This window comes from Sphingopyxis sp. LARHCG72, assembly GCF_052871675.1.
Genome location: NZ_JBIXJU010000001.1, coordinates 367,455 through 382,148 on the forward strand (window position 1 = coordinate 367,455; position 14,694 = coordinate 382,148).

At 66.4% G+C, this 14,694-nt stretch carries 10 protein-coding genes; 5 read left to right on the forward strand and 5 right to left on the reverse strand.

The genetic code is table 11. The annotated features are described in order from the left end of the window. Positions 1-2: 2 nt before the first annotated feature. Entirely contained in the window at positions 3-1,781 is a 1,779-nt protein-coding gene (locus tag ACIPPQ_RS01795; RefSeq protein ID WP_446542498.1) for a heparinase II/III family protein, read from the forward strand. Positions 1,782-1,823: 42 nt separating this feature from the next. Here ACIPPQ_RS01795 and ACIPPQ_RS01800 read toward each other — a convergent pair whose 3' ends face one another. Further along, entirely contained in the window at positions 1,824-4,169 is a 2,346-nt protein-coding gene (locus ACIPPQ_RS01800) for a TonB-dependent receptor plug domain-containing protein (protein WP_446542499.1), read from the reverse strand. Positions 4,170-4,387: 218 nt separating this feature from the next. Here ACIPPQ_RS01800 and ACIPPQ_RS01805 point away from each other — a divergent pair, with 218 nt between their 5' ends. The 4 genes from ACIPPQ_RS01805 (at position 4,388) to ACIPPQ_RS01820 (ending at position 9,382) form a co-directional block, all read left to right on the forward strand. Further along, complete coding sequence (locus tag ACIPPQ_RS01805; protein ID WP_446542500.1) at positions 4,388-5,809, forward strand: fibronectin type III domain-containing protein; 1,422 nt, start codon at positions 4,388-4,390, stop codon at positions 5,807-5,809. 11 nt (positions 5,810-5,820) lie between these two features. After that, positions 5,821-6,843 (forward strand): phytase, encoded by a 1,023-nt coding sequence (locus ACIPPQ_RS01810; RefSeq protein ID WP_446542501.1) that lies wholly within the window; start codon positions 5,821-5,823, stop codon positions 6,841-6,843. Between the two features lie 198 nt (positions 6,844-7,041). Continuing rightward, positions 7,042-8,634, forward strand: coding sequence for a bifunctional phosphoribosylaminoimidazolecarboxamide formyltransferase/IMP cyclohydrolase (gene purH, locus ACIPPQ_RS01815; protein ID WP_446542502.1), 1,593 nt, complete (start codon positions 7,042-7,044; stop codon positions 8,632-8,634). A gap of 94 nt (positions 8,635-8,728) precedes the next feature. Further along, a complete protein-coding gene (locus tag ACIPPQ_RS01820) occupies positions 8,729-9,382 on the forward strand; it encodes a YqaA family protein (protein ID WP_446543094.1) in 654 nt (217 codons plus the stop codon). 36 nt (positions 9,383-9,418) lie between these two features. On the opposite strand, the gene ACIPPQ_RS01825 is transcribed toward ACIPPQ_RS01820, so the two are convergent. From ACIPPQ_RS01825 to ACIPPQ_RS01840, 4 genes are all read right to left on the reverse strand, one after another. Next, positions 9,419-9,964 carry a VOC family protein gene (locus ACIPPQ_RS01825; RefSeq protein ID WP_327453301.1) on the reverse strand — a complete coding sequence of 182 codons (546 nt, stop codon included), beginning with the start codon at positions 9,962-9,964 and terminating at the stop codon, positions 9,419-9,421. Continuing rightward, a complete protein-coding gene (hppD, locus tag ACIPPQ_RS01830) occupies positions 9,961-11,049 on the reverse strand; it encodes a 4-hydroxyphenylpyruvate dioxygenase (protein WP_446542503.1) in 1,089 nt (362 codons plus the stop codon). The genes ACIPPQ_RS01825 and hppD overlap by 4 nt, the downstream gene beginning before the upstream one ends. Positions 11,050-11,191: 142 nt before the next feature. Further along, positions 11,192-13,072, reverse strand: a complete 1,881-nt coding sequence (locus tag ACIPPQ_RS01835; RefSeq protein WP_446542504.1) for an ABC-F family ATP-binding cassette domain-containing protein — start codon at positions 13,070-13,072, stop codon at positions 11,192-11,194. A 45-nt stretch (positions 13,073-13,117) separates the two neighbouring features. Continuing rightward, complete coding sequence (locus ACIPPQ_RS01840) at positions 13,118-14,677, reverse strand: DHA2 family efflux MFS transporter permease subunit (RefSeq protein ID WP_446542505.1); 1,560 nt, start codon at positions 14,675-14,677, stop codon at positions 13,118-13,120. Positions 14,678-14,694 lie beyond the last annotated feature (17 nt).

A 14,694-nucleotide genomic window follows, 5' to 3' on the forward strand; every position in this document is an offset into this window, starting at 1 on the left:
CGATGAAGGGGAGACCGCCCAACGCTGCCCCCGCCGACCCGCCGCTCGACTCCGGTGACGAGGCCGCGCCGATCGACGACACGATCGAGCCCGGCAAAAGGCTGATCCGCCTTCCCGCCGACAAGGGGCTTTCGCTCGGCGACCGCGTCGCCAACGCGATCACGCGCCTGACCTGGCGTACGCCGCTCCACGCCTTTCGGCTGAAGGGGCGCTTCCCGCTCAAGCTGCTCGGTGTGCCGACCGACCCCGTGCCGGGCGACGCGCGCGCGGGCACCGCGATCCGCGCCGGCCATTTTCTCCACCGCGGACTGAAGCTGCCGCTCGGCGAACTCGATTTCGCCTCGCTCGCTGTGGCGCCGGCCTTTGCCGATTATCTGCACAGCTTCGCCTGGCTGCGCGACCTCGCCGCGACCGGCTCGCGCGCCGACGGCGCCCCGATCGCCGAAGCGGTCGTGCGCCACTGGCTCGGCACGCATGGTGAGACGGTCAGCGAACCCGCGTGGAAGGCCGACAACACCGCGTGGCGCATATTGTTCTGGGCGTGTCACGCGCCGCTGATCCTGTCGTCGAGCGACCTCGTCTACCGCTCGGCGGTGCTCAACCATCTCGCGCGCGCGGCGCGCCATCTCGACCGCGTTGCCGACAAGACGCGCCCCGGCACCGGCCAGATGGTCGCGTGGGTCGGCATCGTCGCCGCGTCGCTGCTGATGCCCGGCGGCGAACCGCGGCAGGTCTTTGGCGAGGCGGGTTTGCGCAAGGTGCTGGAGACCAGCTTCTACGCCGACGGCGGCAATATCTCGCGCTCGCCGCAGGCGCAGCTCGATGCGATCATGGCGCTGTCGATGCTCGCGAAAATCTATGACATGCGCCGCATCGAAGTGCCGCCGTTCGTGCAGGAAGTGCTCGCGCGCACGGTGCCCGCGCTGCTCGGACTCACCCACAGCGACGGCGGCATGGGCAGCTGGCAGGGCAGCGGTGCGACCTCGGCGGAGACCATCCAGGCGATCGTCGCGGCGAGCGGTATCCGCACCCGCCCGCTGAAGCAGGCGCGCGACTGGGGTTACCAGCGGCTGGTCGCGAACAAGGTCGTGCTGCTCGCCGACGCGGCGCCGCCGCCGATCGCCCGCGTGACCGAGGCGGGCTGCGCCTCGACGCTCGCTTTCGAACTCAGCGACGGCGACGAGCGTATCGTCGTCAATTGCGGCGGCGCGGCGCTGACCGGCGCGACGATCCCCGCCGACCTCGCGCGGGGGCTGCGCACGACAGCGGCGCATTCGACGCTGACGCTCGGCGACAGCAATTCGACCGCGATCCTGCCCAATGGCTCGCTCGGCAAGGGCGTGACCGAGGTCGAGCTCGACCGGCGCGAGACGCCGCAGGGCAGCCGGGTCGAGATGAGCCATGACGGCTATGCGCGGCGCCATGGCCTGATCCACCGCCGCCTGCTGATCCTCTCGCCCAACGGGCGCGAGCTGCGCGGCGAGGACATGCTGCTTCCGGCCCCGCGCACGCGGCGCAAGGGCGACAAGGGATTCACGCTGCGCTTTCACCTTGGTCCGCATATCTCGGCGAGCCTGACCGCGGACAAATTGGGCGCGCTGCTGCGCATCAACGGCGGCCCGCTGTGGCAGTTCCGCACGTCCGAAGGCGCGCTCGATATCGAGCCGAGCCTGTGGGTCGACGGCGAGGGACGGCCGCACCCGACCGAACAGATCGTCGTCACCGGCACTGCGCCCGCGGGCGGCGCGAGCATCGGCTGGATCTTCAAGCATATCGGCTGACGGCGGCAGGCAAGGGACTGCCCGCCGCCGCAACCCGGCGCGTCAGAAGGCGTAACGCGCCATCAGCTGGAAGACCGGGCCGGCCTTTTCGCTTTCGAGTTCATATTCGTCGAAGCTGCGGTCGTTCTGGTCGTCGATCGTCGTGAACTTGTTGAACGTCTCGCGCTTCGCGCCGTTGAGCAGGTTCGAGCCCACCGCGCGGATCGTGAAGCTCTTGCCGAACCGCTTTTCGACGAAGATTTCGAGATCGGCGCCATAGCTGGTGAAAACCTCCTCGCCGACGGTGCGGTCGAAGGCGCCGCCCTGCTTGCGATAGGTCGCGCCGAACGCGGCGCCGATCGACGGAATGTCCTGGATCGCGCCGAAGTTGTAGACATATTTGCTCTGGCCGTTGAAGCGGCGCTCGCCGAATTCGTCGACGATCTTGCTGTCGAGCCACGAGACGTTGCCGAAGACGCCGGTGTCGGGCAGGCCGATGAAACCAAGGTCGGTCGACAGGTCGAACTCGACGCCCCACACCTTGCCGTCACCGATATTCTGCGGCTGGTAGGTGAAGGCGCCCGGTCGGCCGACGATCGGCCCCGTGTTGGTCAGCTCGATCAGGTCCTCGACCTTGCGGTAGAAGACATTGATCCCCGCGATGCCCGAGCGGCCAAGGCGTTGTTCATAACCAAGGTCGAAGCCCCACGCGGTTTCGGGATCGAGCAGCGGATTGCCGAGCAGGTCGTTGTCGCCGAGCTCTTCCTCGAGCGTAGCGGGCGAGAGGAAATTGAATTCGGGGCGCCGGCTGGTGCGGGCGACCGATGCGGTGACCCGGCCGCGCGCGCCGACGTCGATCTTCACCGATGCCGAGGGGAGCAGCTTTTCATAATCATTGTCGATGCGCGTCGCGGGCGGGGTCAGGTCGTTGATGGTGAGGTCGGTCGTTTCATAACGGAGACCGGCCTCCCATTTCACGCCGGGCATGTCGCCCTCGACCAGCACGAAGCCGTCGAGACGCTTTTCCTCGATCGTGTTGATCCCGCCGACGGCGGGCACGAAGGCGCCGAAGGTGCGAACGAACTCGGTCGGGTTGCGCGCAAACTGATCATAGCCCTGCCGATTGGCGGCGGTCAGATTGTAGCGGTCGCGCGGCGCCTCGGTGATCGAGGTCGAGCGGTCCTTGTCCTGCCACAGGCCGCCGAAGAGCAGCTTGGTATTTTCGCCCAGCGGGAATTCATGTTCCAGCCGCACCGAAAATTCCTTGTCGGTGATGCCCGTGCGCGTCTGGTCGCCGGTGAAGCGTGGCAGCGCGCGGTCGAATTCGACCTCATATTCGGTTTCGAACCGGTCTTCGTCGAACCAGGCGTAGCCGATTTTCAGGCTGGTTTCGCCCAGCGACCAGCGGTGCGCGAGCTTGCCGTTGACGCTGTAGTTATCCTGATTGATCTTCGCGACATTGGCGTTGTCGACGGTCAGATTGCCCGGCGGCGTCGCGCGGACCGGACCATTGATGTTCGTCGGGTGATTATATTCGAAGCTGCGCTCGGTCTCGGTGCGATCGGTGTGGACGTAAAAGCCGTTCACCGAGAAGTCGGTGGTGTCGCCCTTGATGTCATAGGTCGCGTTGAACGAATAATCCTTGCCGTCGCGGGTGTCGGTCTGGTCCTCACGATTCTCGAAATCGTCGGTCGCGAAATTCGGGTTGTTCTCGGGCGAATCGCTGTAACGCAGCGAATATTTCTTCTTGGGGTTGTGGCGCCCCTGGAAATTGCCGCCGATGAGGAAGCGGCCCGGGCCGAGCGCGCCGCCGAACACGCCGCCGACGCTGGGTTCGAGTTCCTTGTCGTCATAATAGAGGCCGCCCGCGCGCAGATAACCGCCGTCGAGTTCGTAGCCGTCGCGCAGCTTGATGTTGAGCGTGCCCGCGACTGCGTCGCCGGTGCGGCGTGCCGACGACGAACGGACGATTTCGACGCGGTCGATCAGCTCGGCGGGGATGCGGTCGAGGAAGAAGCTGCGGTCGGCGTTCGATCCGGGGACCTTTTCGCCGTTGATCAGGATCTGCGTATAGCCCGGCGGCAGGCCGCGCAGCCGCGCGCCGTCGCTTTCGATGACGTCTGACAGGAAGGTGACCGACGGCACGCGCTTCAGCGCGTCGCCCGCGGTCAGCGGCTCGAAACGCTGGAAAAATTCGCTGTCGTAGCTGATCACCGGTTCGGCCTGGTCTTCGCTGCGGTTGCGATAGCCGACGCTGCCGAGGACGACGATGTCGCGCGCCGAGGTGATCGTGCCGTCGCCGCTTTCGTCGACGATCGGCGCGCTGTCCTGCGCGGCGGCGGGGACGGCGACAAGGGCCGTGGCGATGGCAAGCGCGGCGGCGTTATGCAGGCTGAAACGTCGAATCATTTTGTCGTACCCCCTTATTGGTTGCCGGGCCTCTAGGGGGGGCGTGTGACAGTTTGCGGCGAGCGTCATGACGTTTTGATGACAGTTAAGTGACGGAAATATTGTGGGATTGACGTCAAGCCCCTTTGCTGGAACGGGGCCGGGCGCAGCGCCGCGCAACCCGGATTTTCCGGCGTGGCGAAGCCGGCATCGCCGATCAAAGGGGGCAGCGAGACGCTATGATTCGGAAAAGACGGAGCTTTCATTTCGGGCTGTCGCTGACCGCGGCCGCGTTGCTCGGCAGCGCCGCATCACTGGCGGCGCAAGAGGCGGCACCGGTCCCGCGCTCGCCCGGCCTTCCCTACGCGCCCCGCAACCTTCCCGATCGCATCGTGCTGACGCCCGGCGCCGACCCGGCGCGCGACATGGCGGTCGCCTTTCGCACCGACACCGGGCAGGCGGCGGCGGAAGCCCAGATCGCGGTGTCGGTCGACGGCCCGACGCTCGAGGAAAAGGCCCGGCTGGTTACCGGCACGACGACGTCGGTGAACAGCAGCTATGGCCCCGCGCTCTATCATCAGGTCCGCTTCACCGGTCTCGCCCCCGACACCGTCTATACCTACCGCGTGAAGGGCGCCGCGGGCTGGAGCGAATGGTATCAATTCCGCACCGCCGCCGAGGAAGCCAAGCCCTTTCGCTTCCTTTATCTCGGCGACATCCAGAACGGCATATTGACCTATGCCAGCCGCGTGATCCGGCAGGCGTTCCATGCCAATGGCGACATCCGCCTTGTCGTCCACGCCGGCGACCTCGTCGGCCAGCGCGACGACCTCGACCATGACGACGAATGGGGCGAGTGGAACCAGGCCGGCGGTTATAATTATGCGATCGTCCCGCAGGTCCCGGCGACCGGCAACCATGAATATGTCGATGTCCTGAAACCCGACGGCAGCGAAAGCCGCAAGCTCGGTCCCTATTGGCCGGCGCAATTCGCGCTGCCCGCGAACGGCGTCGATCCGGTGAAGGCGACGACCTATTATACCGATTATCAGGGGGTGCGCTTCATCGTCCTCGACGGGACCGCGGCGATCGACCTCGGGTCGATGAAGGCGCAGACCGACTGGCTCGATGCGACGCTCGCCGCGTCGAAGGCGAACTGGAACGTCGTGCTGTTCCACCAGCCCGTGTTCACCTGCGCGCGCCCGAACGACACCGCCGAGATCAAGGCGGCGTGGAAGCCGGTGTTCGAAAAGCGCAGGGTCGACCTGGTGCTGCAGGGCCATGACCATTGCTACAGCCGCCTGACCGCCGAAGCGGGCCGCGCGGCCGGGGCAAAGGCGCGCGCCGACGGCAAGGTGCAGGGCCCCGTCTATCTGGTATCGGTGACCGGATCGAAGATGTATCGGCTCAACGACCGCGCGGGCAGCCAGCCCGACAAGATCGCCGAAGCGACCGAACTCTACCAGATCGTCGATGTCGAGCCGAAGCGGCTCCGCTTCCGGACGTTCACCGCGTCGGGCAAGCTTTACGACGGCTTCGACCTCGAACGCACCGCCGCGGGCAACCGCCTCAGTGAAATCGCCGAACCGACGCTCGCTGCGCGCACCTGTTCGGGCAACGTCGGTCCCGACGGCGGCCGCTGCGTCGCCAAGGGCAAATGAAGGGAATCGTCATGATCCGCATTTCGAACCGGATTGGCGCCGCCGCGCTCGCTGCCGCGTTGACGGGGTGCACCGGCACCCCCGCGCCCATGATCACGGGCCTGCCGCCGGCGCAGGTCAGCGCGAACGGCGAAACCGAACCCGTCGGGACCGGCCGCGCCGATGCCGCCGACGATCCGGCGATCTGGGTCGATCCCGCCAATCCGAACCGCGCGCTGATCGTCGCAACCGACAAGAAGGCGGGGCTGCACGTCTATGACCTGACCGGCAAGGATATCGCCTTCACCAAGGCAGGCCTCGTCAACAATGTCGACGTCGCGGGCAACATCATCGTCGCGAGCGATCGCAACGATGGCGTGAACGCGCACCTCGCGGTCTTCCGCCTCGACGCCGACAAGCCGGCGGTCACGGCGCTTGGCCGCGCCGCGGCGGGCACGGGCGAAGCTTATGGCCTCTGCCTCAAGAAGACCGCGCCGGGCGCGCCGGTCACCGCGGCGCTGATCGTCAAGGACGGCACGGTGCGCGTCGGGACGCTGACGGTCGAAGGCGCCGCGCCGAGCTTTGCGATCGCATGGGAATATAAGATCCCGACCCAGTCCGAAGGCTGCGTCTTCGACGGCGACACGCTCTATGTGGGCGAGGAAGATGCAGGCATCTGGCAGCTTGTCCCGAACGGCAACACCGCGACCGCGCGCCTCGTCGCGCCGGTCGACAACCAGCGCCTCGTCGCCGACGTCGAAGGCCTCGCGACGATCGACCACAAGGGCCAGCGCTACCTGATCGCGTCGAGCCAGGGCGACAACGCCTATGCGGTCTTCCGCCTGCCCGGCGTCGACTATGTCGGTCGCTTCGCCGTCGCTGCGGGGGCATTCGGGGCGACGAGCGAGACCGACGGGATCGAGGCGGTCGCGGGCAATTTCGGCCCCGACTATCCCGACGGCATCTTCCTTGCGCAGGACGGCGACAACGCGCCCAAGGCGCAGAACTTCAAAATGGTGCGCTGGGACCGGATCGCGGCGGCGCTGGGATTGTAAGCCCCGAGTGACTCAATAAGCCGTGTGCACCCGCGAAGGCGGGTGCCCATCTTCCGCAGGCGCTGCCTTGAACCCACGGGAGATGGGTCCCCGCCTTCGCGGGGACACGGTGCTTTTCTGCGCCAACGCGGCTTGCGATAGCGGGCGCACCCGCCTAGGGGGGCCGCGTCTTTCCCATCCTCAAAGGCCGCCCTTCCCATGACCGACCTGATTCCCGTCCGCCGCGCCCTTCTGTCCGTCAGCGACAAGGCGGGGCTCGCCGAGCTTGCCGCTGCGCTCGTCAAGCATGGTGTAGAGCTGGTGTCGACCGGCGGCACCGCGAAGGCGCTGCGCGAGGCGGGACACAATGTCCTCGACGTGTCCGACCTCACCGGCTTTCCCGAAATGATGGACGGCCGCGTCAAGACGCTGCACCCGACGGTCCACGGCGGTATCCTCGCGGTGCGCGACGACGCGGCGCATGTCGCCTCGATGGAAGAACATGGCATCGGGGCGATCGACCTGGTGGTCGTCAACCTCTACCCCTTCGCCGCAACCGTCGCGAAGGGCGCCGCGCGCGACGAGATCATCGAGAATATCGACATCGGCGGCCCCGCGATGGTGCGCTCGTCGGCGAAGAACCACGCTTTCGTGAACATCGTCACCGAGCCCGAGGATTATGCCGCGGTGATCGCCGAGATGGATGCCAACAATGGTGCGACGACGCTGGGCTTGCGCAAGCGCCTCGCCGCGACGGCGTTTGCGCACACCGCGACCTATGACGGGATGATCGCAAGCTGGTTCGCCTTTGCCGACCAGGGCAAGCTCTTTCCCGACACGCTGCCGCTGACCGCGAAGCTCGCCACCGAGCTGCGCTATGGCGAGAACCCGCACCAGAAGGCGGCGCTCTATCTGCCCGCCGGTCCCGCCGCGCGCGGTATCGCGCAGGCGGAGCAGGTGCAGGGCAAGGAGCTCAGCTACAACAATATCAACGACGCCGACGCGGCGCTCGAACTCGTCGCCGAATTCCGCGAGGCCGATCCGACCTGCGTTATCGTCAAGCACGCCAACCCGTGCGGCGTCGCGAGTGCGGCGACGATCGCTGAAGCCTATGACGCGGCGCTGAAGTGCGACGATGTGTCGGCGTTCGGCGGGATCATCGCGGTCAACCGGCCGCTCGACGGCGCGACGGCGGAACTCATCAGCGGCATCTTCACCGAGGTCGTGTGCGCGCCCGACGCCGACGCCGACGCGCGCGCGGTGTTCGCGAAGAAAAAGAATCTCCGCCTGCTGCTGACGGGCGAACTGCCCGATCCGGCACGCGGCGGGCTGATGATGAAGACGATCGCGGGCGGCTGGCTCGCGCAGAGCCGCGATAACGGCGGGATCACACGCGCCGACCTCAAGGTCGTCACCGACCGTGCGCCGACCGAGGAAGAGCTGGCCGACGCGCTGTTCGCGTGGACGATCGCCAAGCATGTGAAATCGAACGCGATCGTCTATGCCAAGGGCGGGTCGACCGCGGGCATCGGCGCGGGGCAGATGAACCGCCGCGACAGCGCGCGCATCGCCGCGGTGAAGGCGCGCGAAGCCGCCGAAAGCCATGGCTGGGCCGAAGCCCGCACCGTCGGCAGCGCGGTCGCCAGCGACGCCTTCTTCCCCTTCGCCGACGGCTTGCTCGCCGCTGTCGAGGCGGGCGCGACCTGCGTCATCCAGCCGGGCGGCTCGATCCGCGACGACGAGGTGATCGCGGCGGCGAACGAAGCCGGCCTTGCGATGGTCTTCACCGGGATGCGCCACTTCCGCCACTGACCGGCTCGACTTCGTTCGAACCGAACGGCATAGAGTCGCGGCGCACTTCGCGCACCGAAGGACCAGCATGACCGCCACACCGCGTAACAAGTCCATGATCCAGAACCTTTATAACTGGACCATGGAGAAATCCGCGCATCCGCACGCCGAGTTCTGGCTGGCGCTGGTGTCCTTCGTCGAAGCGAGCTTCTTCCCGATCCCGCCGCACCCGCTCTTGGGCCTGATGTGCCTTGCGAACCCCAAAAAGGCGGTGCGCTATGCGATCATCTGCACGCTCGCGTCGGTCGCGGGCGGGGTGCTCGGTTACGGGATCGGCTTCTTCCTTTACGAGAGTGTCGGGCTGTGGCTGCTCGGGGTGCTCGGGCTCACCGACGCCTTCCCGCCGGCCGCCTGTTACCTGCGCGAGTTCGGCGCCGAGATCATCCTGATCAAGGGCGCAACCCCGATCCCGTTCAAGCTGCTGACGATCACCGCCGGCTTCATCCACATGAGTTTCTGGACCTTCCTGTGGGCGAGCCTCGCCAGTCGGGCCTTTTCCTTCATGCTCGTCGGCATATTGTTCCGGCTGTTCGGGGCGCCGATCAAGGCGTTCATCGACAAATATCTGATCTGGGTCACCGGCGCGTTCCTCGTCGCCGTGGTCGCGGGCTTCCTCGCGATCGGAGCGCTGTCGGGCGACGGCCAGAGCAAGGAAGCCGACAAGTGCAGCGGCGCGACGCTGGAAAGCATCGGGCTGGACCGGAAGTAGGATATTCTCCCTCCCGCACGCGGGAGGGTTAGGGAGCTACTCGTTCGCCGCCTGATGCAGCCAGTCGGCGTGGCGCGGCGCCTTCTTGGTCTGGCTCCATTCCTCGAGCATCAGCGGCGCGACGCGCTTCAGTTCGGCATATTGCTCGTCGGTGCCGATGTCGCACGCGAGTTCGACGCGGTGGCCGTTCGGATCGAAGAAATAGATCGACTTGAAGATGCCGTGATGCGTCGGGCCGAGCACGTCGATGCCGTTCGCGGTCAGATGCGCCTTCGCGGCGACGAGTTCGTCATAGCTGCCGACCTTGAACGCGAGGTGCTGGACCCACTTGGGCGTATTTTCGTCGCGGCCCATGTCGGGCTGGTTGGGCAGTTCGAAAAAGGCGAGGATGTTGCCGTTCCCCGCGTCGAGGAAGACGTGCATGTACGGATCGTACTCGCCGGTCGACGGGACATGATCCTCGGCAAAGGCGGTGGTGTAGGTCATGCCGAGCATGGTTTCGTACCAGTCGACCGTTTCCTTCGCATCCCTGCAGCGATAGGCGGCGTGGTGGACGCCGCCCAATTTGATCGGGCTCGTCATTCGGCGGGTTCCTCGACGGTCAGCGCGCCGCGGCGAATCTGGTCCATTTCCATCGATTTGAACAGCGCGGTGAAGTTGCCCTCGCCGAAGCCCTCGTCCTTCTTGCGCTGGATGAATTCGAAGAAGACGGGGCCGATCACGGTCTGGCCGAAAATCTGGAGCAGCAGGCGCGGATCGCCTTCGGTGGTCGAACCGTCGAGCAGGATGCCGCGCGACTGGAGGCCCTCGACCGACTCGCCATGGCCGGGGAGGCGTTCTTCGAGCATCTCGTAATAGGTCGCGGGCGGCGACGGCGCGAAGGGGTTGCCGAGTGCTTTCAGCTTGTCCCACGCGGCGTAGAGATCGTCGCAGCTGAACGCGATATGCTGGATGCCCTCGCCATTATAGGCGCGCAGATATTCCTCGATCTGCCCCTTGCCGCCCGCACCCTCTTCGTTGAGCGGGATGCGGATCTTGCCGTCGGGGGCGGTCATCGCCTTCGAGGTCAGGCCGGTATATTCGCCCTTGATGTCGAAATAGCGGATCTCGCGGAAGCCCGCGATGCGCTCGTAGAAGGCGGCCCAATGCGCCATGCGGCCGCCATAGACATTGTGGGTCAGATGATCGATGAGCTGCATCCCCGCGCCGACGGGGTGGCGATCGACGCCCTCTTCATAGACGAAATCGATGTCGTAGATGCTGAGGTCGTCGCCGTAGCGGTCGATCAGATAGATGATCGAGCCGCCGATGCCGCGGATCGCGGGGAGGCGGAGTTCCATCGGGCCGGGCGTGACCTCGACCGGCTCGGCGCCGCGTTCGACGGCTTCGCTATAGGCCTTGGCGGCGTCGCGGACGCGCCAGCCCATGCCGCACGCCGACGGGCCATGCTCGGCGGCGAAATAGGCCGCGGGCGATTTGGGTTCGTAATTAGCGATCAGGTTGATCCCGCCCTGGCGCCACAGCTGGACGTCCTTCGAACGGTGGCGCGCGATGAGCGTGAAGCCCATCGCTTCGAACACGGGTTCGAGAATGCCCTTCTCCGGCGCCGAAAATTCGACGAATTCAAAGCCGTCGAGGCCCAGCGGATTTTCGAAGAGGTCGGCCATGATCGCAATCCCATCTAGTTTCAATTGAAACTATTATGATGGAAGGAGGTCATCGAGTCAATGCAGGCCGATCCATGACGAAGCTGCCGCGATTGGCTGGACCCCGGATCAAGTCCTGGGTGACGATACAGGGACGAATAACCTAGGCCGCCGCCGTCTCGAACGCCTCCAGCGCCTCGCTCGCCGCGACCCAGCGCGCTTCGGCGGCTTCCTGCGCGGCGACGATCTTGCCGCGCCGCTGCGACAGCTCGCTCATCGTCAGCCCCTTATATTCGTTCGCGGCGCCCTGCGGGTCGAACATCGCGCGATCGATCGCGGAGAGGATGACCTGATATTTGGCGAGGTCGGCCTCGGCATCCGAGACGTCCTTCTTGATCTTCGCCGCCGCCTCGCGCGCCGCGGCAGCGGCCTTGCGGTCTTCCTTGCGATCGGCCTTCGACGCCTTTTCCTTCGCCGGCGCGCCCTTGCCGAGGATGAAGGCGACATAATCGTCCATGCTGCCGTCGAAATCGCGCGCGGTGCCGTCGTCGACGAGCACGAGGCGGTCGGCGGTGAGTTCGAGCATGTGGCGGTCGTGGCTGACGATCAGCACCGCGCCGTCGAAGCCGTTGAGCGCCTGCACGAGCGCCTCGCGCGCGTCGACGTCGAGGTGGTTGGTCGGTTCGTCGAGGATGAGGAGGTGCGGTGCGTCGCGGGTGATCAGCGCGAGCGCGAGCCGCGCGCGCTCGCCGCCCGACAGCTTGCCGACCTCGGTCGTCGCCTTGTTGCCGGTGAAGCCGAAGCGCCCGAGCTGCGCGCGCACCGCGCCGGGGGTCTTGCCCGTCATCACGCGCGTCATGTGGCCGAGCGGCGTGTCGCTGCCGTCGAGTTCCTCGACCTGATATTGCGTGAAATAGCCGACGCGCATCTTGCCCGACGCCGCCATCGCGCCGTCCATCGGCGTGAGCTGCGCCGCGAGCAGGCGCGCGAGCGTCGTCTTGCCGTTGCCGTTGCGGCCGAGGAGCGCGATGCGGTCATCGGGATCGATGCGCAGGTTGAGCCGCGTCAGGATCGGTGCGCCCGGCGCATAGCCGACGCTCGCGAGGTCGAGCGTGATCAGCGGCGGCTTCAATTCGTCGGGGCTCGGGAAATCGAAGGCGAGGCTGGGATCTTCGGAGACCGCGGCGATCGGCTGCATCTTCGCGAGCTGTTTCGCGCGCGACTGCGCCTGTTTCGCGGTCGAGGCGCGCGCGCTGTTGCGTGCGACATAATCCTGGAGCTTCGCGCGCTGCGCGTCCTGGGCCGCCTTCGCCGCGGCAAGCTGCGCGATCCGTTCGGCGCGCTGCCGCTCGAAGTCGTTATAGCCGCCGGGATAAAGCGTGACCTTTCCGCCTTCGAGGTGGAGGATATGGTCGACGACATTGTTGAGCAGGTCGCGCTCGTGGCTGATCACGACAAGCTGGCCCGGATAGGATTTGAGGAAGCTTTCGAGCCACATCGTCGCTTCGAGGTCGAGGTGGTTCGACGGTTCGTCGAGCAGCAGCAGGTCGGGATTCGAAAAGAGCAGCGCGGCCAATGCGACGCGCATCTTCCACCCGCCCGAATAGCTGTCGAGCGGGCGGCCCTGCATTTCTTCGTCGAAGCCGAGGCCGATGAGGATGCGCGCCGCGCGCGCGGGCGCGGTGTAGGCGTCGATCGCGATCAACCGCTCGTGGATGTCGCCGAGCCGGTCGGGGTCCTGCTCGGTCTCCGACGCGGCAAGCAGTTCGGCGCGTTCGGTATCGGCGGCGAGCACGGTGTCGAACGGCGTCGCGGTGCCGCTCGGCGCTTCCTGTGCGATATAACCGACGCGCGTCCGGCGCGGCATTTCGATGCCGCCCTCGTCGGCTTCGAGCTGGCCGATCATCACCTTCATCAGCGTCGACTTGCCCGCACCGTTGCGGCCGATGAGGCCCGTGCGGCTTTTACCCGGCAGGCTGGCGCCCGCGCGGTCGAGAATCGTGCGTCCGCCGAGGCGGACCGTGAGGCCATTGATCGTCAACATGGCGGCGCGCCTAGCATGACCCGCGCCGAAGCCCAAGCATCCGCGTCAGTGGCCGCCGCCACCCATCGAAATCTGTTTCGGCCGCGGCGCAAACCACACCGAAATAGCCGCGAGCACGAACACGACGCCCGACGCGAGGAACAGGTGGAGCACGCCCAGGGTCGAGGCCTGCACCTCGACGAGCCGCTCGATCGCGGCACGCGCCTGTTCGAGCGTGAAGCCGGCATTCTGGAGCGAGGTCATCGTCGCGTCGGGATTGTTGAGCGACGAGACGAGTTCGGAGCGCGAGGTCCGGCTGGCATCGTCCCACGCGGTCGTCGCGACCGCGGTACCGATCGCGCCGCACAAGGTGCGCAGGAAACTCATCAACCCGGCCGCCGACGTCTGGTGCTGCGCGGGCACCGAACTCAGCGCGAGCGCGGTCAGCCCGACGAAGAAGAAGGGCATGCCGATCCCTTGCAATATGTGCGGAAGCGCGAGCGTCCAGTAGCCGACATCGGCATTCCAGCTCGCGCGCAGGATCGACATGAACGCCATCCAGAGGATGCCGCCCGAGATGGTGATGCGCACGTCGACCCTCGTCATCAGCCCCGCCGCGACCGGCGAGAGGAGGACGGCGAACACGCCGAGCCAGGCGACGATGAAGCCCGTCTGCGTCGCGGTGTAGCCCGCCACCTGCTGGAGCCAGAGCGGCGTCAGCACGACCTGCGCAAAGAAGGCGCCGAATCCCAAGGATATCGCCATCGTCGCGAAGGTGAAGCCGCGGAAGCGGAAGATGCGCAGGTTCACGACGGGATTGGCGTCGGTGAGTTCCCAGATCACGAAGGCGGCGAAGCTGATTGCGGCGACGACCGCGAGCCCGATGATCCATGCCGAGCCGAACCAGTCATGCTCGCGTCCGGTGTCGAGCATGATCTGGAACGCGCCGACCGACACGACGAGCAGGATCAGGCCGATGACGTCGATTCGTGCCTTGGCGCGTTTGGTTTCGAACGGCGACAGCAGGGTGAAGACGCCGAAGGCGCAGATCGCGACGACGGGCAGGTTGATGAAGAAGATCCACGGCCAGGTCCAGTTGTCGCTGATCGTGCCGCCGAGGATCGGGCCGAGGATCGGCGCGGTGGTCGTCGTCATCGCCCAGATCGCTAGGCCGATCCCTGCCTTTTCCTTGGGGAAGATGCGCAGCAGCAATATCTGCGACAGCGGCATCAGCGGGCCGCCGGCGAGCCCCTGGAGCACGCGGAACAGCACCAGCGCGTCGAGGGTGCGCGAGACGCCGCAGAGGAAGGAGAAGATGCCGAAGCCGATGATCGAGATCATGAACCAGCGCACGGTGCCGAAGCGCATCGCGAGCCAGCCGGTGAGCGGCACGCTGATCGCGTCGGCGACCGCATAGCTGGTGATTACCCATGTGCCTTGTGTGGGCGACACCGCGAGCCCGCCCGCGATATGCGGCACCGACACATTGGCGATCGTCGTGTCGAGCACGACGACGAAATTGGCGAGCGCCAGCGCAAAGGCGGCGACGATCAGCCGCACGCCGGTCAGCGGTTGCGGCTCGGCCGGAACGCTGGCGGATAAAGCGGGGGCGGCGGCGCTGGCCATCTTTCGTCTCCCGCGCC

Coding starts and splice junctions, on each gene's coding strand:
- ACIPPQ_RS01795 (WP_446542498.1), top strand. CDS start 3: ATGAAGGGGAGACCGCCCAACGCTGCCCCCGCCGACCCGCCGCTCGAC.
- ACIPPQ_RS01800 (WP_446542499.1), bottom strand. CDS start 4,169: ATGATTCGACGTTTCAGCCTGCATAACGCCGCCGCGCTTGCCATCGCC.
- ACIPPQ_RS01805 (WP_446542500.1), top strand. CDS start 4,388: ATGATTCGGAAAAGACGGAGCTTTCATTTCGGGCTGTCGCTGACCGCG.
- ACIPPQ_RS01810 (WP_446542501.1), top strand. CDS start 5,821: ATGATCCGCATTTCGAACCGGATTGGCGCCGCCGCGCTCGCTGCCGCG.
- purH (WP_446542502.1), top strand. CDS start 7,042: ATGACCGACCTGATTCCCGTCCGCCGCGCCCTTCTGTCCGTCAGCGAC.
- ACIPPQ_RS01820 (WP_446543094.1), top strand. CDS start 8,729: ATGATCCAGAACCTTTATAACTGGACCATGGAGAAATCCGCGCATCCG.
- ACIPPQ_RS01825 (WP_327453301.1), bottom strand. CDS start 9,964: ATGACGAGCCCGATCAAATTGGGCGGCGTCCACCACGCCGCCTATCGC.
- hppD (WP_446542503.1), bottom strand. CDS start 11,049: ATGGCCGACCTCTTCGAAAATCCGCTGGGCCTCGACGGCTTTGAATTC.
- ACIPPQ_RS01835 (WP_446542504.1), bottom strand. CDS start 13,072: ATGTTGACGATCAATGGCCTCACGGTCCGCCTCGGCGGACGCACGATT.
- ACIPPQ_RS01840 (WP_446542505.1), bottom strand. CDS start 14,677: ATGGCCAGCGCCGCCGCCCCCGCTTTATCCGCCAGCGTTCCGGCCGAG.